A 22,238-nucleotide genomic window follows, 5' to 3' on the forward strand; every position below is an offset into this window, starting at 1 on the left:
TAAATGTTAGTAGAAAAATACAGCGCTAAAGAAAGAAGTAATAATACCCTTGAAATAGCTACTGATTTTGTCATCATTGGTGGTGGAATAGCGGGAGTATGTGCGGCAATAACTGCTGCAAGAGAAGGAATAAAAACGGTACTTATTCAAGATCGACCAGTATTGGGGGGTAATGCTTCTTCTGAAGTTAGACTATGGATTTTAGGCGCTACATCGCATATGGGGAATAATAATCGTTGGGCTCGTGAAGGAGGTGTTATTGATGAAATTCTTGTTGAGAATATGTATCGTAATAAAGAAGGTAATGCGGTAATTTTTGATACGGTTTTATTAGAAAAAATTTTGAACGAAACCAACATCACATTATTACTTAACAATAGTGTCTATGATGTTGAGAAATCTAGTGATAGCAGCATCAAATCAGTAACAGCATTTAATTCTCAAAATTCAACTACCTATATTGTTAATGCACCCTTGTTTTGTGATGCTTCTGGCGATGGTATTGTTGCTTTTAAAGTAGGTGCTTCTTTTAGAATGGGTGCTGAAACTAAAGAAGAGTTTGGCGAGTTATTTGCTCCAGATACAGCATATGGTGAGTTACTTGGGCACTCTATGTATTTTTATAGCAAACGAGAGAATCATCCTGTAACCTATAGACCTCCTGCTTTTGCACTTAAAGATATTACCGAAATACCAAGGTATAAATCAATTGGTAAAGATGATAAGGGGTGTCGGTTTTGGTGGTTTGAATATGGAGGCAGAAAAGATACCATTCACGATACCGAAGAAATAAAATATGAACTGTGGAAAGTCATATATGGTGTATGGGATTATATTAAAAATTCTGGTGAATTTGAAGATGTAGATAACCATACACTTGAATGGGTAGGTACAGTACCGGGCAAACGAGAAAGTAGACGTTTTAATGGGTTGTATATGATAAAGCAACAAGATGTAATTGAACAAAAAACGTTTTATGATGCCATTGCTTTTGGGGGCTGGGCAATAGATTTACACCCTGCAGATGGTGTTTATAGTAAGCTTTCTGGGTGCACGCAATGGCACTCTAAAGGCATTTACCAAATTCCGTATCGCTCTTTTGTAAGTAAGGATATTGATAATCTTTTTTATGCAGGTAGAATTATTAGCGCAACACATGTAGCATTTGGCTCTACCAGAGTAATGGCTACAACAGGTTTTTGTGCGCAGGCAGTAGGTATGGCAGCAGTTGTATGTTCTAAAAACAATATACTACCAAAAGAGGTTCTTGATCAAAAGTATTTAGAAATATTACAGAACAAATTGAATATTAACGGACAGAGCATTCCAGATATTCCCATTAAATCATCATCAAATTTGATTACTTCTGGTGCCGTTTCTGCATCTACAGAGTTGAATTTAAGTAAAATTCCGTTTGACGGTGGGTGGACAAATTTAGGTACTGCCGCTGCTCAATTTCTCCCGTTAACTGCTCATACAAAATATGAATTTACCTTATGTGTCAATGCAGATGAAGATACCACTTTAATTGTGCAGCTACGTAGCTCAGCAAATGCTAAAAGTTATACACCAGATGTACTTTTAGAAACTTCGACGATTAAATTAAAAAAAGGAGAACAACGTGTTTCTTTTTTATTTAATGAAAGTGTGAATGAAATGCAATATGCTTTCGTAACCTTTTTGAAAAATGAAAAGATAAATTTAAAGAACTCTACCAAGCGCTATTCCGGAGTGCTATCCGTTTTTAATGGGGTGAATAAGGCAGTTTCTAATAACGGAAAACAAACTCCGCCTGAAGGTTTGGGAGTCGATACTTTTGAATTTTGGATACCACAGCGTAGACCAGAAGGGCATAATATTGCTATGGAAATTTCCCCTGCAATAGCAGCATTTGACGCTGCCAATATTGGTAATGGGTATGTACGACCTTGGGGTGCAACAAATGCTTGGGTTGCAGATTTGGAAGATGAAAATCCGAAGCTTACCATATCTTGGAAAGAGGAAATAGCACTACAAGAAATTAAAATTTTCTTTGATACAGATTATGATCACCCCATGGAATCTACTTTAATGGGTCATCCAGAAGATGTAACTCCGTTTTGTGTTCGCAATTATACTATAAAAGATAATATAGGGAATGTGTTATTTAAAAAGGAAGGGAACTATCAAACTATAAATACTGTCACTTTTGAATCTTCTATAAAAATATCGGGACTGGTAATAGAAATGGAACATCCTTCTGAAAATGTACCTGCTTCAATTTTTGAAATCTTATGTATGTAATTATGAAAAATTGCTATCTATTATTGTTTTTTCTTGTCGGTGTATTGGGCTATGCACAGAACAATACAGGCTTGAAAGCTGCTGAAGAAAGGCTGGATTTAAATGGTAATTGGCGATTTAATGCTATTTATGGCGAAGGATCAAACTATAATAACATAAAGGCTCAGAAAGAAGACTTAGTTATTGATAATACAGATGAACATCAAATTGAAATTAAAGGAGATTGGATCGTTGCTACAAAAGGAGAAAGGGAATCTCGTTTTTATGGCGCATCATATTTAAAACATCACTTTAGTAGTTTGCAAGATGATGCTAGTGTAACATATATTCCTAAGTTACCTGCATCTGGATATTATGAAGCTTTTGTGCGGTTTCCTTTTGCTATAAATTTAAATACAAAGATAAATATACATCACTCTAAAGGAATAGATGTACAGTTCTTTAATCAGCGTACACGTTGCGACGAATGGTTGAGTTTAGGAATTTTCACCTTTGAAAAAGATAAACGCACTGCTATAGAAATTACTTCAGATATAGCGGTTGTGGGTGTATCCGCAGATGCTGTATTTTTTAGACCTGTATCAAACCAAAAGATAGCGCAAGCTAATTTGGAGAAAAAGACTATTTTTTTAAGTGATTTTGATGATTCCCGATGGGATAACTTGAAAGTTCCTGGGCATTACGGAATGATTAATGAATTTTCTAATTACACTGGTAAGGCATGGTATAGAAGAACATTTGAAACTCCTGCAGCTTGGCAAACTTCTCCTCAAAAAAGAATTCGATTAAAATTTGATGGCGTTTACCATATAGCTAAAGTGTATTTAAATGGAGCGTTTGTCGGCACACATCAAGGTGGTTTTACGCCTTTCGAAATAGATGTTACTGAAAATATAAGTTTAGACAACCATAACGTATTGGCTGTTGAAACCGATAATAATGCCTTGGTAGGTGCTACTTGGAATTGGGGTGGTATTATCAGAGATGTAACTTTGGTTAGAAATGATGAGGTGCGCATAAAGCATCAATACATACATGCAGAGCCAGATTTAAAAACGGGTACAGCAGAGTTGCATTTAAAAATTAAGATAGAGAATAGTGGTACTACGGCTAGAACACTAACGGTGAATAGTCAAATTTTAAATGAAAAAAAAGTAATACAGTTTACTAAAAAAGTAACAGTACCAGCAAATTCTATGAGTGAAGTTGTTTTCACTGGTGAGTTGTCTTCAGCTGATGTTGAGCTTTGGCATTTTGATAATCCGCACTTATACCAAATAGCAAGTACTATTTCAGAAAACGAGAAAGTAGTACATGAGTTAAAGGATAGATTCGGAATTAGGAAAGTTACATTGACCAAAGATAATTTGATATTAAATGGTGAGCCCGTTCGGTTGTCAGGCTATAATAGAGTTAGTGATCACCGCTATTGGGGGTCTTCAGAGCCACAAGAGCTTATTGATCAAGATGTAGATTTAATGAAAAATGCAGGAGCAAACTTTATGCGTATCATGCATGGAACTCAGAATAAAAAATTGATTGAACGTTGCGACGAAAAGGGAATTTTACTGTTTGAAGAAGTCAATGTTCGCGATTTGGATAATGCAGAATTTACAGCTCCAGAATATCCTTTGATAAAATCATGGATTAAAGGTATGATAGAAAGAGATAGCAACAGTCCTAGTATTATAGGTTGGAGTGTTGGTAATGAATTGTCTGATCATTATGATTATGCTACGATGATGATGGATTATGTGAGAGCACTAGATCCGTATAGATTAGTGACTTGTGTAAGCAATACTGGTGGGCGTGAAGATGCAACAAGAACTACAGATCCAAATTCTAATGTAGATATCATTATGCATAATTTGTATCCGTTTCAAGGAACACCGCAAGAAGTAATTTCTAGTATTAGAAGTAAATGGCCTAACAAACCTGTTTTTATTTCAGAATATGGAGTAAAGCTAAATGGGATTACATTAGATGAAGATCGTGAAGAAAATTCGACCTGGAACGATAATTTTAGGGGACAGAATGATTTTGTTATTGGTACTTCATTATGGACGTATAATGATTACCGAAGTGGATACATAGGAACAAATATAGAAGAAAATAGAACGTGGGGAATTGTAAATGCATGGAGGCAAAAACGAAAGTTTTATTCTCGATTACAAAAAGAAACCAGTCCTGTAAAAGATATTGATGTTGTCTTTCATAAAAGGAAAGCGACAATAACGATTCCCATAAGAGCAAGAAATGACTTTCCTAGTTTTACCATGAAAGACTATCAATTGGTTTGGGAATTTATAAATGATGAAGGAGAAATAAGTGTAAGACAAACTCAAGATTTACCAGTATTACATCCTGAGAATGGTGTGTGGACAGGAGAAATTCCTATATCTGTAAAAAACAAAAAATCGGTAGCCATGCATATTGCTTTATTAAGTCCGAATGGGTACACACGGTTTAAAAAAAATATTGACCTAAAAAAACCTGTAGCTCCTAAAGTTACAGCAATAGTTGGGGGTAAAAATTCAGCCAGGGTATATTTTGAGGAAGTGGCAGGGGCAAAGGAATATTTTATACAATTCCAAAACTTAAAAGGCGAAACGGTTACAACTGCTAAAACGATATCCAATTATATTACTGTTGATAGTCTACCCAACTCTTCTGTAAAAGCAGAACTAATAGCAGTAAATGGTAAGGGATCTGAGTCTGTCATGGTCAACTTAACAAGGAGTGAGCAAGAATTACCACCTGTTATTTGGGATGCTTTTATACGAGATAATCGTATTGTGGTTGGATATTCTGGAGAATTAAATGATGAAGCGTATACCGTACGTTACGGAACTTCGCCATTAAACTTAAATCAAGAAATTACAACGTACACTAAAGGTATGATGACCATCCCCATTAAAGAAAGTGAAATATACTACCTGCAAATACAAAAAAAGGATAGTTACGGATTGAGCAATTGGTCTCCAGTTAAAAAAATAAATTAATCCTTAAATGAAAAATATAATTTCCATAGTATTATTCATTGCCTTGTTTGGAGCTTGTGCTCAAAAACCAAAACAAAAAGCATCAGAAAAGGTAGAAAATTATAAGATAGTATTAGGGAAAGTATCTAAATCTTCTGTATTCAAAGAAGAGGGCAAAAGTGTTTGGGGAGGTACATTAACCAAAGGTGAAGATGGCTTATACCATATGTTTTACTCTAGATGGCCAAAAGAGATTGGTTGGGAATGGGTTAATTATTCTGAAATAGCGCATGCCACGGCTACTAGTCCATTTGGACCGTTTTCTTTTCAAGATGTGGCTTTGGGTGATAGGGGTGAAAAATTCTGGGACGGAGCGACTACGCATAACCCTACCATCCTTAAAATTAAAGGAAAGTACTACTTATATTATATGGGCAATACCGGAAATAAAGAAATTGTAAGTATTCCCGGAAACCCTAAATTAAATTGGGAGCATAGAAACAACCAAAGAATAGGAGTTGCCGTTGCCGATGGTCCTAACGGACCGTGGAAAAGATTTGATACGCCTGTTTTAGATATTGCTCATGGAGATGATAAGGCACATGACGCCTTGATGACTTCGAACCCATCTGTATGCGAAATGCCAGATGGTAAAATACTAATGGTATACAAAGCGGTAGGGAAAGCATTTAAATTACCAGCTGGTGGTCCTGTAGTACATATGGTGGCTATTGCAGATTCGCCAACCGGACCTTTTAAAAAGTATCCTGATCCAATATTTGTGTTTGAAGGAGAAACATTTCCTGCCGAAGACCCTTACATCTGGTACCAAGATGGTAAATATCATGCTATAGTAAAACGAATGAAGCATGAAGGAAATAAGCGTTTATTCTCATTAGTCCATTATGAATCTGAAGATGGAATTAAATGGGACAAAGCAAAATATTTTGAAGTTTCAGATAGAACGGTTACTTGGGAAGATGGTACCCGTACCAAGTTTAATCATTTAGAGCGTCCGCAAGTTTTTATGGAAAATGGAGCTCCTGTTGCTTTGTTATGTGCAGCAGATACTATTGATGTGAATAATGTCAGGCATTCCTTCAATATTCAAATTCCATTACAGATCACTAAAGAAAAATAAAGTATGAATAAGAAGCTCTTTTTACTGTTATCTATTATTGTTTTATGGGGTGTTTCCTGTAAAAAAGTAAGCCCCCTAAACGATTTTAATACCTATGAGAAGAATAAATCTTTAGATGGTACTTGGCAATTTTTAGCATCAAATACTATAGCAGAAACAGCAGTGTTGTCGCAAACAGACCAGCAATGGGATACCATTACTGTGCCTGGCAATTGGGATACTAGAGAAAAATACGGCACTTATGTGGGCAAAGGGTATTATAAAAAAAGCTTCACACTTCCTGAAAATTGGGAAGACAAGCACATTAGATTAAAATTTGGGGCGGTATATCAAACGGCAAAGGTTTGGTTAAATGGAAATTTATTAGGAATCAACGTTGGAGGCTATTTACCTTTTGATTTTGAAATAACCCCATTTATACATAAAACTGGAACAAATGATGTGGTAGTAATGGCAGATAACACCATTAAACGAGGTGCATGGTGGGCTTGGGGCGGTATAAGTAGAGCAGTGGTTTTAGAAGCTAATGAACCTGTGCGTTTGGTATACCAGCATATTAGTTCGGTACCCGATTTTGAGAATAATTTGGTGAATTTCAGCATCAAGTACAGAATAGAAAACAGTGAAGAATCTTCTGTAAATGTTACCATTAATTCAACAATTAAAGAAAAAGAAAAGCTGCCTGAAACTTTATTAACCTTAGATGCCGGTGAAGTAGAAGAAGTAATCGTAACATTTAAGAGAAAGTTATCTGACTTTGATTTATGGCATTTTAATTCGCCTAATTTATATCAATTAGCTACAGATGTAGAAGTAGATGGCAAGTTGCAGGATCAAACAGTTGATAATTTTGGGATTAGAAAATTTGAGGTTAGAGGAGAACAGTTTTATTTAAATAATAGTGCTGTACGAATGAACGGTGTCAATCGTGTACACGATCATCCTAACTACGGTAATACAGAACCAGATCAGTTAATAGAACAAGATATCTTGGATATAAAGTCTTTGGGGTGTAATTTTTCAAGACTAATGCATGCCCCTTTATCTAAAAATCTGTTAGATTTTTGTGACAAGAACGGATTCTTATTAGTGGAAGAAATTCCGGTTTGGGGAGATGAAGACCCTAATTCTTTTCCAAATAATCCACTAACAAAACAATGGTTAAATACCATGATTGAAAGAGATTTTAATCATCCTTCTGTAGTAGCCTGGAGTGTAGGTAATGAATTAAGAAATCCTGATGGTGATTGGGAGGATAAGGCGCTAACTAAAGAGCAATATGGTTACGTAGATTCTATGTTAGATTATGTAGCAACATTAGATAGTACACGGTTAAAAACTTATGTTAGTATTACTGCTTATAGAAAAGGGGAAATAGGAACGGAACCTTACGATAAAGTAGATTTTATATCAATGAATAGCTACGGAAATGCACCTGTATTGGCAGAAAAAACACATGAGAAATTCCCAGGAAAACCCATTTTTATTTCTGAAATAGGAATAGGTCAAATAGGTCCTGCACCAGAAGGTGCTTTGAGCGATGAATTGGTAGGCTATTTAAATGAATTGAAAAAGTACCCTTGGGTAACAGGCGTTTCTATTTGGAGCTATAATGATTACAGAAGTAATTATAAAGGTACACCCGCTTCGGGTTTTAGAGAATGGGGCATAGTTGATGAACATCGAAATAAAAAGAAAGCCTACCATCAATTAAAAGAAATTTACAAAGAGTGGGAATAATTTTAAATAGTAAAATTCACATTAAACAACATATAAACTATGAAGTTTTCACATAATTTGAAGATAAGTACTTTTTTACTGGTAGTGCTCTCGGCAATATCTTGTACACAGAAAGAAGCTAAGGTTGTAGACAATGTCATAATCGATACTTTACAGGTTTTTCCTTTTAAAATGCCTATTGAAAAGCCAAATATTCCGCTTAGTGCTTCTTCAGAACGAATGTTTAATTACCCAACACCAAGAGTTCAAGACAACGAACTTTTCTCGCAATTTAAGTATACGCGTTTAAATGGTTTTGATTATAATAATGGTGATGGTACTATTTCTAGAAGAGATCCTTCTAGACCAATCTTGGTAAATGATACTTATTATGTTTGGTACACTAAAAGGCATACAGTAGTACCTCCTATTGGTTGGAATCGTGCGGCAGAGGCTACCGATGTAATACCTTCTACCGATTGGGATTTATGTGATATTTGGTATGCTACTAGTAAAGACGGAGTTACTTGGGAAGAAAAAGGGGTGGCTATTTCACGTCCTGAAAAGCCAAAGTCAGGATGGCGTTCTGTGGCTACGCCCGATATTCTTGTTTGGAAGAATAAATACTATCTGTACTACCAAGCTTTTGATGAACCTAGTGGGTTAAAAGGCGATTTATGCCCTGTCTCTATTTCATATGCCGACTCGCCTGATGGTCCTTGGATTCATGGTGGCGATAAAGTAATTCCGTTTGGTAAAGAGGGAGAGTGGGACCACAAAGCTACACATGACCCGCAACCTATAGTTCATGATGGAAAAATTTATGTATACTACAAAGCAGCCTATAATAAATGGCCAGATAATAGAACTAACTATGCAGTAGGGCACGGTTTGGCAATAGCAGAAGATCCTTTAGGGCCTTATAAAAAACACTATTTAAATCCGGTTATGCAATCAGGTCATGAGACCACATATTGGCCTTATAAAGGAGGTGTTGCCACCTTGGCTATCAAAGATGGAAACGAACGTGAAACCATACAATATGCTGAAGACGGAGTAAATTTTAAAATTGCATCGAGTGTTTCTTTAACTCCATCAGCGGCCGCACCTTTTGTTGCAGATGCATTTACAGATACTAAAGATGGTAGAGGTTTTACTTGGGGTCTATCTCATTTCATAAATGCGGGTACACCAGGAAAAGGATATTCAATTTTAGGGAGATTTGATTGCGATTTGAGTTTGGATTATGATGAGCCAGCTTTTAAGAATACCGGTGTTTGGCATAAGCCCGAAGTTTATTTTGCACAAGGTATGGGTTCTATTAATCAACACCCAGAGGGTAGAGCGATAAAGAAAAATAAAGATTGATTTTAGAAGGGATTTTAAAATGAATTTGGAAGGCAATTACTTCATTTACTAAATGCATTAGTACATGGATTAAAAGAGCGACGACCAATGCAACTACTAGAAGTGATTAGATGAAATATGTATTTGAGTTTACTATTGGTCTTCAAGCTTCCAAACTCTTATCCAATCAATTTTAGTGTAACGATTTTCTAATGGTTGTTCAAACCCCATTTCTTGCGCCGTAGTTTCTTCGATCCAATCATAGAAATTACTTGACATAATCAACCGTAGTGCTCCATTAAAAGGAATAACAGGCGTAACAGATTCTTCTAAGGCTCCATCAATATAAAAATCAACTTTACTGCCATCTGCGTACCAATAGGCGGCGTAAATATGAAACTCTTCAGAATTATTTTTTTCAAAATTACTTTTACCTCCTTTTGTCTGTCTTGCTCCGATATTGTTACAAGGGCTATTATGTCTATGGGTATTGTAATGAAATATTTTATCCCAATCAGAAGTTACTGCCCAATCATCATTTGTCCAATCATCACCTAATTCACCAGTAAAAACACCTACGCATTCTTGAATGTCTATTTCAAGATTCTCACCATCATTAAAGTTTTCTGTACATGGTTTGGTTTCAGATTTTAACCAAAATGCAGCAGACATAGCCGTTTTGCTAGCTTTCATACGTGCTTCAATATAATAGCCCGGCTCTGCTAAGGTTTTTCCATAAATATATGCTCCGCCATACCTGCGTTCTGAGGGTTCGTTGGTATTGTCTTTAGGTGAATATTTAGGGCTATCAAATTTCTCTCCTTCTATTCTTAAATAACCATCGCCCGTGCTAACATTATCGGCTTCAAAAAGAGATCTTCCTGATCCGTACCAACCTCGATCTTGACCGTTCCAAATAAATTCTGGAGTCGGATTCCATTTATCGGTGTCTAATTCATTACCATCAAATTCATCAGAAAGTCCATCAACCTTGACCCATTTTTTATCTTCTGATTTGGGGTCTTGATTTTCTATAAAAGTTGGTTTCAGAGATGTATCTGGCTCGATTTCTTCAATCGGAGTCTCAATTTCTTCCTCTTGGCTTACTTCAATGTCTTCAATAACTTCTATATCATTTGTATCAGAATTACTGCAGGCAAAAATGGAAATTAATAAAAGGAGAGATAGGACTTTAATAGTTTCGGACATTATTTAATTTTTTATAAAACTATTCTGAAAAGATTTCAGTTCAACCTTTAAATGTTCAGAAGTATAACACATATGGTTTTTAAAATATTCGTTATAATTTTATAAAGTACTTTCTTTGAAGTAAAATAACTTCAACGACTTTTGAGTAAAGGATTAGTTTATAGTTATTGTTCGGTGTTAGCTTTAATGTTTCGCATTTGGAAAAGCATCATTGGTGTATCTCAAAACCATTGGTTTTCCGCTACCTCTAGCTGTAGTAATTTTTGTTTTCCATTGCGCTCTAAGATTTTCTAAAATTTTAGAATGTTCAGGTCTGTCGGCTAAGTTATGAAGCTCGTTAGAATCTTCTTTTAGGTTATATAATTCTTCATAAACAGGTTGTTCTCCATGTAAAGGAGCATCAATGTAATCTCGATAAATGGCTATTTGCGGGTCGTGCATTGTATACAGTATTTCATTGACTGGTATACCTATTTCTTTGGCGTACTTAATTTCTTTTGAGGCAGAGAAATTATTGTTCTTGTAATATCGAATGTATTTCCATTCTTTATTCTGAACCGATTCGCACCTAGGATTGCCGAAATGTGTAGACCATAAGTTTTCGGTATATACATAATCTCGAACTTCAATTTTTGAACCTTTTATTAAATTGGAGATATCTGCACCTTGAAAGGTTTCTGGAGCTTTAATACCTGCATAGGCAAGCATTGTTGGCGCTATATCAATAGTTTGTACCAAGGCATCGCTTTTTAGTTGCATTAGGATCAAAAACAATTATAGGTACATGGGTAGTTTGCTCATAACATAGCGCCTTACCACCTAAACCTAGTTCGCCACCAAATAAGCCATGGTCAGAAGTGAAAATGATAATGGTATTTGTATCTAGTTTTAGATCTTTAAGTTTATCTATAAGATTGCCCACCAATCTATCTATGCCAGTCATGGCCTCTAATTCTCTTATATAACGTTCCTTCTTGTCCTCAGGATTATCTACATAATTATATCCTTCTTGTCTGTCTTCAGTTTTAAGGAGATCTGCAGGCAGTTTAGGTGTTTTTATATCTGCCTTAGCAATGTAATTTTCAGGAAGAGGAAGGTCAATATCACGATACATTGTTTTGTAAATGGCATCATCGGTTTCTTTTAATTTCATAGAACGGGTACCGGCGCCATGTGGTAAATTAAAATTGATAGAAAGCATAAATGGTTTGTTCTTTGGTCTGTTTTCTAAAAAGTGAACGGCACCTTTTAATTTTCTGGCATTTGGATCCAAAAAATCATTTACACCTTCATTAATGATTTCGGGTTGTGTAAAAGCAATAGCGTCATTAAAAATGCTATGATTGTCTTTCGGATAAAAACCTAGATGGCCGTGCCCAGCGTACCAATAATCAAAACTCTTTTCCATGAGCCCGCTATCATAACCGCCATTACCAATGGGCGCATGATTTTTACCTACCCAGCCGGTATAATACCCATTATTGCGCATTACAACAGGATAAGAGTTTGCCCATGCAGTATCTGAAACACTTGTGCCAGAATTAAAATTTACGCCGTGCTTTCGTTCGTATTGACTTAATAAAATAGATATTCTACTAGGTGTACAAATGGCACTGGTAACATGTGCGTTCGTAAAAAGTATGCCTTCTTGTGCAATGTTATCAATATTAGGGGTTTGAACAATTGGGTTACCTGTGCAACCTAATAAGTCATACGATTGGTCATCGGTTAAAATGAAAACAATATTGGGTTGGTCTTGTGCCTTATCTATAGTGGCTAATAGGAAAAGGAATAAAAGCGTTTTTTTCATGTTTCATTTTTTTGATGTTTATTGCATGAAAATTGGTTAAGGAATTTGGAGAATTACTTAACCAATATCATGTTGCAATTATTTTAAGGATTCGTAGACCACAAAGAAGCCCCTTTAAGCATAGCTCTTCTTGGAAGTTTTAAACCGGCAAGAATCAATTCAGCAAAATCTTCTGGTTGTAACACGCTATCTTCTGAACCCTTTTCTGCAATACCGGCTTCAATCGACATATCAGATTCTATGGTGCTTGGGGTCAATGTAACAACCCTGATATTATTTTTACGTACTTCCTTCATCAAGGATTCAGACATGCCTATTACAGCAAATTTTGATGCTGAATATGCTGATGTAGTTGCATTTCCATTTACTCCTGCTGTAGAAGACACATTAATAATATCGCCTTCATTTTTAGCTATTAAAGACGGCAAAACTTCTTTAGTCACATAATACATGCCCATAAGATTGGTTTGTATAATTTGAGTCCATTGTTCAACCGGCATGTCATTAAATGAACCAAAGCCCCCTATACCCGCGTTATTAACCAAAATATCTACACCGCCTAATGTGTCTATGATGTTTTTAATATTTGTTTTGACGTCCTCATAATTGCCCACATCGAATACCGCATAAGTGGCGTTTACGCCCAGTGCTTCAATTTCTGAAACGGTTTCTTTTAATGTACTTTCAGTTCTACCAGTAATGGCTACATCAATACCTTCTTTGGCAAAAGCGATTGCCGTCGCTTTCCCAAGACCTCTACCACCACCTGTGATGATGGCTTTTTTATTTTTTAAATTGCTCATTTTTATTTTTTAGTATGTTCAAATTTTTAAAAGTGTTAACAAACATCCTTCATTTACTTAAGTTTTAGGTCGGCTTTTTTAAAAGTTAGCTTCAATCCAAATACCTGGAATAACAGCATTAGCGATTATACCAGATCCGCCTGGTCTGATATTATATTGCACTGCAGGTTGCAGCACAAAATAGTTTGTTACCTGAAAACGATACCCTATCTCCATTACTACTTCGGGTGACAACTGATTTTGTTGTAAAGAAGCCCATTCACTACTAAAACTACCTACGGTAGTAAAGAATAGTATTCTGTCATTAGGTCTAGATTTAACCATGCCCTTCCAGTTGAGACCTATGCTACTTTGAAAAGGTAATTTTACGATCTCGCCGTGGGGTGAATATGCCATAGTTAGAAAAGAGCTTAAACCTTTTACAAGTTCTACATCTATATGCCCATAAAGGCGTATAAAGTAATCAGATATATTATCTGAATTAAAATTAGCTAAACTACCGAAAACTTGGTTTGATCCTAAATAAATTCTAGCGTTACGATCTGCAACTTTTCCAAACCAATCATATTGAAAAAAGACTGATAAATCGTCTGAATTCCTTAACGAAAAGTCTAACCCATTTTGTTTGTCATCAAATACGTTTTTACCTAATTGATAAACACCTAATTGAAATTGATGCTTGGCATTTGGCTTGTATTTCAACCTTGTTCCCCATGTTGCAAAAGGGAAAGTAGTTGTTAGGCCATCTAACAGCAATGCTCTAATAACGCCATTTACTGTGTTATTGAGTGAATAATAATATAATTTTGAGACGGAAAAATCATCAACCGAGGTTGTGCGACCTGCTTTTAAAGAAAACTTATCTCCAAAATCTTTTTCAACGTTTAAATCATATAAAAAGATGTTTTGTCCGCCAACAAGATTCAAAGGCTCAAAAACAGAACCGACCTCTTTCTCTAGCCCGCTACCATGACGGTTTATAATGGAGATTTTTGCGCGAGTACCTTTCCATCCTAATATTTTTTCAAAATCAAATTTGAGTCCTGTATAAAGTTGACCAGCGTACTTACTAGTTTGGTTTAGCCCCCCCGAAACATTAGCCGCTGCAATAGAAGCGTAAGAGACAAAGGGGACGATGCCATTTTTTAGCCTAATTCCACTTTGGGTGCTATCCGTTTTTTGTACTTGCCCCATTAGAATATAGGAAGTAAGAACAAAGAATAGTGAAATTAATTTTTTCATTTTACTCTTCTGTCCAGTAATCCATAATAAAAGCATCACCTATTATTGGACCAACTTTACTTACCAAATCTAAATGTGCTTTATGAAAAAGATAAATTTCTCTGGCATGCTCGTCATTAAATGTAATTGTAAACGTATGCGTAAAACCTTTACTGGCGCCTTCGCTACTATCGTTCTCTCCCCATTCAATGTTGGCGATTTCCGGAATTTCATTTTTAAGATTTACAAAAGTTTCAACAGCTTCATTTATTTGAGCTTCGGTAGCTTCTTCTTTATATTTAAGATTTACTATGTGTCTTAAAACTTTGCCTTCTCTATTAATTTTCGGTGATATTTTATAAGAGACTATTTTTCCTAAATCAAAGCGAAAAGAGCCAGCAATTAAGAAGTTGTCATCTCCAATTTTATGAGATCTTAAACCGTAATAGATGGAAAATCCTGTTTCTAAATAATTGATAGGACTAAGAACTCCAGCTTCGTTTAATTTTAATAATTGAATACTCGCATCATCTCTTGTGCCAACTGCTAAAATAGCTTCGTTATTATCGGTTGAAACAATTTCAATTCGTGTTTGTCCTTGTAGTTTTGTGGTTTCATCATCTTTGAGAACGAAATGTGGTACTAAAGCTCCCTTTTTATTTACTTTAAATACGCTTACACCATCACCATGATAAACAAAATCTGTTTTTTTAATAAAGCCATTTCTTTCGTAGTATTTGTGATGTCTATGACCTACAATTACATATTTATTATCGCCTAAAGTTACCCCTGTTACTGGGTAAGCTCCTGTTAAATAGCTATCTGTATTATTATCATCAATATTATTTATGTTCTTGAAAGTTCCGTCATCATAGACTCTGAAACTACTAACACCATTGTCTTGAAAACCTCCTGTGTATAAAAAAGTTTTACCCTTTATTTTGTGAATGAACATGCCAATAATTCCATCAGTGTGTATGGTTTCATCATCTTTCATAGATTGCACGTGTGTTAGCTTTCCATCGTTCTGTATTTTGAAACTACTCAAGCCAGGTGTTTCTTCTAGGCCACCAATGAAAAGATATGATGCATTTTTCATATGTATTACTTGCAATGTAATTGCCGTACCCAAATGGGTCTCATTCGTATCTTCAACTAGAGAAACACGATCTAAAGATCCGTTGTCTAAAATTTTAAAGGTTTCAATAACATTGCCATGTTTATTGGCCACAAAAAGGAAGTCGGTGCCATTAATATTATCGGCTACCATACCTCTCGAAGGTCCTGTTCCCTTATGAAGTTCGTGGTTGCTAATTGGAGTAAGTATACCGTCTTTATTTAAACTATATACATCTACATTACCTACGCCACCAGCATAAACAAGATGAATTCCGTTTTTTTCGTAGCTAGTTACCGAAACTGTGTTTTTTCCTGTGATGCTTTTGAAGTCTTTTCTGTACAGCATCGAATCATCTGAATTTTGAGCAAGGCTAAATTGAGATAATGCGACGATGATTATTAGTGCAAAATATTTTATGATTTTCATGATTAAGGTTCTTTGTAAATAATTAGTCTACTATTGATTTGGCTCCTGCTGTTGCTATTGCTCTATCTTGATCTATTGTTCCACCGCTTACACCGATGGCTCCAATAATTTTACCGTCTTTATTTTTAATAGGTAAGCCGCCGGGAAAAGTCATTAGACCACCATTAGAATGCTCAATATTGTAAATAATACCACCTGGTTGGGTTAATTCGCCTAATTCACCTGTGTCAATATCAAAATATCTTGCCGTCTTAGCTTTTTTTATAGCTACGTCTATACTTCCTAAAAATGAATCATCCATTCGAATAAATGCTTTTAAATTTGCACCTGCATCGACCACTGCAATGTTTACTAGCACGTTTGAATCTTCAGCGTTTTTCTTCGCGGCTAAAAGAATTTCAAAGGCTTCTTCATGCGAAATGTCATTTGTAATTTGAGCATAAGTTGTAGTTGACATAGTTACTAATGTCAGTGCGACAACCCAAACTTTAATTTGCTTAAATAAGTTCATAATTACGTTTATCAGTTAAGCTTACAAATATTGGAAATCACTTCTAAAAAATAGTTGAACAAGTTCAACTCGATCATGATTATTGCTTTTTATCTCGTTTTTTTATTTTACTTAAGAACTCATGCGTAATACCTAAATAACTCGCCATTTGTCTATCTGTCAGTTTCAAAACAATTTCAGGATAATGTGTCGTAAAATAATTGTACCGCTCTTTTGCTGTTAAACTGTTGTTTCTAACCACTCTTCGCTGCCAAGCCACAATTGATTTTTGGAACATGATGCGAAAAAATTTCTCAGCCATAGGTAATTCATTATAGAGATTAGATTTGTCTTCTTGAGAGATGATCAAAATCTTGCTATCTTCTAAAGCTTGAATATTTAAATCTGATGGTTTGTGGTTCATAAAACTATCTATATCCATCAGCCACCAGTCTTTGGCGGCAAAGTATAATGTGTTTTCGTTCCCTTTTTTGTCTAGTGAAAAAACTCTAAAACACCCTTCGGTTACAAACGCTTCAAATTTGCAAAACTCGCCTTGCTTGAGTAAAAATTCTTTTTTTGAAATAGTTTTATCATTAAAAAAACTACAAAACTTTTCAGCTTCGGCAATCGACACTTCTCTGTTTTTAGTAATATTTTCTATTAATAAATCGTAAATCATATTTTATTCAAATTACACATGTCGTACAATATTTATCGAATGTAATTGTACCATTATAAGCATTGTGCGTGCAAAATAATGGGCGCAGTAGCATTTATTATTCTCAGTTTATATTTTTTTGATATATACATAATAAGCAACATTTGTTTGGTTCTGTACATCAATAAAGTTTGCTGATAATTTTGTTTTCCCTGCTTTCAATGATACGTTGAACACAGCTGAGGTGGCGCCTTTTTCGATTGAAGTTTCAGTTGTAATCTGATTTTCAAATGTGATGTTGGCTTTGATATATTCTAAATTTTTTCCTGCAGGAATTTCTTTTTCCAAACTAGGTACTTCAGCAATTGAAATTTGTGGGGTAGTAGCGTTTATCGCTAAATTAGATTCTATAGGATATCTTCTAAGAGATACTTTGTAATTTCCATCTTCAACGATATTTACACTCCAATAGCCGGCACCAGATTTACCTTCTCTAATTTGAATCTGGTTCCAAGGTTGCATGGTTGCAGCGCCGTGAATATCATGTGCTGTTAGTGTAATAGGATTTTCTTTTTCAGACCCTATTTGAAAATAGATTTCCTTGTTAAAGTATTTAGAAACTTCTGTCCACCATTGTTCATAGAAAGCTTTCATTGCCTCGACCTTTTGTGGGTTTTCAGTTGCAATATCGTTTTCTTGTCCTTGATCATTTTCAATATTGTAAAGTTCTTTCCCATTTATTAAACGCCAATTAGCTTGCATGACTGCCGAATTTTTCCATTTTTCAGGATTTTGAATTCTTTGAGAATCGGTTACTAACATTCTATTTTGTAGCGTGTCTTTTCCTTTTAAAATGGGCACTATGCTTTTTCCGTTCAATGTCAAATGATCTTTCGGTAATGCGATTCCACAAAGTTCTGCCAGGGTGGGTAAGATGTCTATTTGTGCGGTAAGCGTATTTATATCTTTTGCCGTAGTTATTTCCCCGTCTTTCCAATAAATAAAAAAAGGTACTCGGTGTCCGCCATCATACTCGCTTCCTTTTGTACCTCTCATACCGCTATTAAAGCCTGTGATTTTCCCTTTCCTGTTATAGTAGCCTGCAGAGGTGCCATTGTCGGTCATGAAAATCAATATGGTATTATCGGCTATTTTCAGTTCACTCAATGTAGCTCTAAGTTTTCCGAAATTATCATCGATATTCGTGATCATTCCATAAAAGCGTTTTTGGGTATCTGCTAAAATACTATCATCTAAATCTTTATATAAATCATAATACGCCGTAGGTACATTGTAAGGACCATGAGGTGCATTGGGCGCTAAATAGCAAAAGAACGGCTTGTCTTTATTAGTCTGTATGAATTTTATAGCTTCATCAAAAAAGACATCAGTACAATATCCCTCGTATTTCTCAGGTGTTCCGTTATGAAAATAGGTGTCGTTGAAATACGTGTTATTCCAGTAGTCGGGTGTTTGTTGTACACCGCCACCACCATGCATTACCGTTTCTTGAAATCCACGGTCTTCTGGTCTAAAAGGATAATTATCACCTAAATGCCATTTACCGAAACCACCAGTTTTATAACCTGCTTCGGTAAACATATCGGCTAAGGTTTTTTCATTTTCACGCAATAACGACCAACCGCCAACGGTATGCCAAACACCTGTGCTATTTGCATATCTGCCTGTCATTAATCCTGAACGGGTAGGAGCACAGGTGGGACCCACATGAAAATTGGTTAAATGGGTACTTTCTGTATAAAAGGAATCTATATTAGGCGTTTTAATAATCTTATTACCGTGAACGCCTAAATCTCCATAACCTTGATCATCTGTAATAACTAAGATGACATTAGGCTTTGAGATTTCTTTTGAATTTCCTTTTTTCTGTTTCTTAGTAGTACAGCTTGTTACTATGATGAAGCTTACTATTAAAAAGAGTTTTATTTTAGTATACATCATCTATAAAGTTAGGTTGATTTATTTTATTTGTTTTAAAACAAAACCATTTAACCAAAGGCTTCCTTTTTCATTTTTACTTTTAAATTTTAGAATAACAGGCTTAGAGCCGTCTGATTCTAAGATTGAATTAATGGAAATTGGTTGACGTTCACCAGTATTGCTATTATCAAAATAATTTACAGTGTGGTCATCTGAAGTTCTAGTGAAACTACCATCTGCATCATTTACAGTAACTTCTATTTCATTGGTTAATTTAATATCCGTTTTTCTCGCATGATGAAATGTTTCTAAAGCATATGTACCAGCTTTTAAATTGGTCAGTTTTAATTGCATTTCTCCTTTTTCTACATATAGACCGTCTGTGCCGACAAAACTCAAATCACCCAGCATACTAGTGCCATTACCTAACCAATTTATCTTTTCATCTGCGCTTATTTGTATTTGCGCGTTTTCTTTAATGGTGTAGTTTAAATCATTATCAGTATTTCCTGTCCATTCATTCCATTCAAATTGTACCAATTGTTTTTCTCCACCAATATCGACCCTGCTAATGGGGAAATCATATATTGGTTTGGCATTATTGGCAATTTCGTTGGTGTTAAATTTAACGGTGTTAATCGTTGCTTTACCAGATTTTAGACCCGTTGCCTTTGCCGTAACTGTAATTGATCCGAAATCATCGGTTCCTCTTACATAGATAGCTGCAACGCCGTTATATGCTGGTGCCGGATTGGCATAAATTTTTCCGTTATCTATCAATTCTCCAGCTCCCGAAATCGAAAATTGAACATCATAATCAGCGCTGGTTACTACGTTATTATTTTCATCTAATATAGAGGCATAAACCAGTCGAATGTCTGAACCTTCTGCATAAAATGGCTTATCGGTAATATTATATGCTACTTTAATATGATGTGGTTTACTTTCTTTATGTCTGGTGTATTCCATTACTTTTTCACCATTTGTATAGCCAACGGCTTTTAGGCTGCCTTCTTTCCAATTGTATTTAAATGTAAATGATGGATGATCAAGGTTAATTTTGGTAAGATCATTATCCGGCACCTGTTTTCCAATTAATTCTCCATTGTGGTATAATGCAACTTCTTGACAATTACTGAATACACGAACTTTCCCATCTCTAGAGGCTGTTTCATCGGCAATATGAACAATAGGTTTTGCCACTAACTCAGATTGATACCAATAGTAAACAGGTTTAGGTACTCGATAAGCTGATAATACACCGTAGGTAGTCACAAAATCTCGCGACCATTGTGCATCTACAATATCGGGCTGTAAGTGATTGTAGTCTGCACCCAACCATGTAATTGCCGCAAAATTATTCTTATTGCCTTTATATCTTGATATATGAAATTGATTTACTTCTGAATTCGGAGAACTACCATGCTCCATTACCATGGTAAAAGCACTTTCTGGGAATTCGGTTCTTCTATAATCCATAGTTGCATGCACATCAGTAATGCCTTCATTTTTAGGTCCGTCCCATGGGGCAGAAGCAGAGGCGGTCAATCTAAACGGATCTTCTTCTTTAGCCACGGTCTGCATTCTTGGTACGGGACCTCTATGGTTTATACCAGCACCCCAAACAATAATAGATGGGTGATTTCTATGATTACGGATCATAGTTCTGGTAGCTTTTTCTAAATTATCGAACCAAGTATCGCCTCCCCATTCGATCCATGTAGAGGGTTCTTCATAAATGAGGATGCCTAATTCATCACAGGCTTTAATAAAAGCATCATCTTGGGTATAATGAGAAAGCCTAATGATATTCATACCAGCCTTTTTGTACTGTAGTGCCTCGTTATAATGAAACGAGTTTGGTATTGCATCACCGATATTAGGATAGTTCTGATGACGGTTGGCACCAACCAAAAATAATGGCTCTCCATTTAAAACGAAACCTTTTCCCTTTTCTAATGAAAACTTTCTAAATCCGAATGTATTCTCAACAAAATCAACAGGGCTATCGCCATCATAAATTATTGAATTTACCCGGTATAGGTAAGGGGAGTCGGGCGACCATAAATGGTAATCATCTTCAATGGTTGCAGATTGCCTAAATGTATGTGTTGCATTAGCTGCAATATCGATTTCAGTAATTATTTTTTTTATAACATAGCCATCTTTATCGATGATGTTGGTTATAATTTTAGTATTCTTGGCGGTAGAATTTTCATTTTTTACCGTCGTTTTAATCGTTACCGTACCATTATGCTTGTTCACTGTAGGTGTAGTTATATGCACACCGGCATCAAAATCTTCCCAATTATAGTTTACATGCAAATTATTGGTGGTTACTAAATATACATCTCGGTACAGACCACCGAATTTTACATAATCGGTTCTATCTGGATCAGGTGCAATAACCTGGCTATATGAATTGTCTGCTTTAACGGCAATGGTATTTTCTTTTCCAAATTTCACATATTCAGTAATATCAAAGTGAAAAGGTACATAACCATTGACTGCGTATTCGCCAACTTTTATGCCGTTTACCCATAATTCTGTGGCATTATGAACTGCTTCGAATTCTAAAAACACCTTAGCGGTACTTTTTGCTTCGATAGTTATCTTTTTGCGGTACCAGCTGATATCTCGAAGGTATTTCTCTTGTACCCAAGTTTCTTTAATACTATCCAATTCATAAGAAACCAGCTGTGGTGTATGTGGTACAGAAACATTTTCCCAGCTACTATCATCAAAATCTATTGCTGTAGGTGAGTTTGTTAAATCGCCTAAATGGAATTTCCATCCGATATTTAAATTGGTTTTTGTTCTGTCGCCAGTTTCAAAACCTTGTGGTAATGGTGAAGTTTGAGCAAGGGTTAATTTGTAAATTAAAAGACAAAAGAATACATAGTTTAGTTTCATTTTCAGGTGTGTGATTTTTCTTAAAATAAAATTATTTATTCTTGATCAGGTATCTCAATAGAGATGTTTGTAATGATACCACATATGGTTAATTGTTCGCTTTATGCCAATTAAACGGGGCGGTAATGCCAGTTTATAGTGTTTTAGATTTATGTTAGTTATTTATAAAAAAA

General features: G+C 35.5%; 15 protein-coding genes. 5 read left to right on the top strand and 10 right to left on the bottom strand.

Features of this window, described 5'->3' with window-relative positions; genetic code table 11:
* Window positions 1-3 precede the first annotated feature (3 nt).
* The 5 genes from Q4500_RS01465 to Q4500_RS01485 are packed head-to-tail and all read left to right on the top strand — an operon-like array spanning window position 4 to window position 9,492.
* Window positions 4-2,283, top strand: a complete 2,280-nt coding sequence (locus Q4500_RS01465; RefSeq protein ID WP_303597982.1) for an FAD-dependent oxidoreductase — start codon at window positions 4-6, stop codon at window positions 2,281-2,283.
* Between the two features lie 2 nt (window positions 2,284-2,285).
* Window positions 2,286-5,285, top strand: a complete 3,000-nt coding sequence (locus tag Q4500_RS01470) for a glycoside hydrolase family 2 TIM barrel-domain containing protein (RefSeq protein WP_303597983.1) — start codon at window positions 2,286-2,288, stop codon at window positions 5,283-5,285.
* Window positions 5,286-5,292: 7 nt separating this feature from the next.
* Window positions 5,293-6,405, top strand: coding sequence for a glycoside hydrolase family protein (locus Q4500_RS01475; RefSeq protein ID WP_303597984.1), 1,113 nt, complete (start codon window positions 5,293-5,295; stop codon window positions 6,403-6,405).
* Window positions 6,406-6,408: 3 nt separating this feature from the next.
* Window positions 6,409-8,145 (top strand): glycoside hydrolase family 2 protein, encoded by a 1,737-nt coding sequence (locus Q4500_RS01480; RefSeq protein ID WP_303597985.1) that lies wholly within the window; start codon window positions 6,409-6,411, stop codon window positions 8,143-8,145.
* Window positions 8,146-8,184: 39 nt separating this feature from the next.
* Complete coding sequence (locus Q4500_RS01485; protein ID WP_303597986.1) at window positions 8,185-9,492, top strand: family 43 glycosylhydrolase; 1,308 nt, start codon at window positions 8,185-8,187, stop codon at window positions 9,490-9,492.
* A gap of 132 nt (window positions 9,493-9,624) precedes the next feature.
* Here the strand turns inward: Q4500_RS01485 and Q4500_RS01490 are convergent, their stop codons facing one another.
* The 10 genes from Q4500_RS01490 to Q4500_RS01535 form a co-directional block, all read right to left on the bottom strand.
* A complete protein-coding gene (locus Q4500_RS01490) occupies window positions 9,625-10,680 on the bottom strand; it encodes a family 16 glycosylhydrolase (protein WP_303597987.1) in 1,056 nt (351 codons plus the stop codon).
* A gap of 183 nt (window positions 10,681-10,863) precedes the next feature.
* Complete coding sequence (locus Q4500_RS01495) at window positions 10,864-11,439, bottom strand: sulfatase/phosphatase domain-containing protein (RefSeq protein ID WP_303597988.1); 576 nt, start codon at window positions 11,437-11,439, stop codon at window positions 10,864-10,866.
* Complete coding sequence (locus tag Q4500_RS01500; protein WP_303597989.1) at window positions 11,402-12,490, bottom strand: sulfatase-like hydrolase/transferase; 1,089 nt, start codon at window positions 12,488-12,490, stop codon at window positions 11,402-11,404. The genes Q4500_RS01495 and Q4500_RS01500 overlap by 38 nt, the downstream gene beginning before the upstream one ends.
* A gap of 83 nt (window positions 12,491-12,573) precedes the next feature.
* Entirely contained in the window at window positions 12,574-13,293 is a 720-nt protein-coding gene (locus tag Q4500_RS01505) for a 3-ketoacyl-ACP reductase (protein ID WP_303597990.1), read from the bottom strand.
* Between the two features lie 78 nt (window positions 13,294-13,371).
* Window positions 13,372-14,535 carry a carbohydrate porin gene (locus tag Q4500_RS01510; protein ID WP_303597991.1) on the bottom strand — a complete coding sequence of 388 codons (1,164 nt, stop codon included), beginning with the start codon at window positions 14,533-14,535 and terminating at the stop codon, window positions 13,372-13,374.
* A 1-nt stretch (window position 14,536) separates the two neighbouring features.
* Window positions 14,537-16,060 carry a Dabb family protein gene (locus Q4500_RS01515; RefSeq protein ID WP_303597992.1) on the bottom strand — a complete coding sequence of 508 codons (1,524 nt, stop codon included), beginning with the start codon at window positions 16,058-16,060 and terminating at the stop codon, window positions 14,537-14,539.
* A 22-nt stretch (window positions 16,061-16,082) separates the two neighbouring features.
* On the bottom strand, window positions 16,083-16,571 hold the full coding sequence (locus Q4500_RS01520; RefSeq protein ID WP_303597993.1) for a heme-binding protein: 489 nt from the start codon (window positions 16,569-16,571) through the stop codon (window positions 16,083-16,085).
* A gap of 79 nt (window positions 16,572-16,650) precedes the next feature.
* Window positions 16,651-17,232 (bottom strand): Crp/Fnr family transcriptional regulator, encoded by a 582-nt coding sequence (locus Q4500_RS01525; protein WP_303597994.1) that lies wholly within the window; start codon window positions 17,230-17,232, stop codon window positions 16,651-16,653.
* Window positions 17,233-17,340: 108 nt separating this feature from the next.
* Entirely contained in the window at window positions 17,341-19,173 is a 1,833-nt protein-coding gene (locus Q4500_RS01530) for an arylsulfatase (protein ID WP_368389710.1), read from the bottom strand.
* Window positions 19,174-19,191: 18 nt separating this feature from the next.
* On the bottom strand, window positions 19,192-22,065 hold the full coding sequence (locus Q4500_RS01535) for a glycoside hydrolase family 2 protein (protein ID WP_303597995.1): 2,874 nt from the start codon (window positions 22,063-22,065) through the stop codon (window positions 19,192-19,194).
* Window positions 22,066-22,238 lie beyond the last annotated feature (173 nt).

Origin of the sequence: Maribacter sp. 1_MG-2023 (assembly GCF_030547005.1) — a bacterium.
Lineage (GTDB): Bacteria > Bacteroidota > Bacteroidia > Flavobacteriales > Flavobacteriaceae > Maribacter.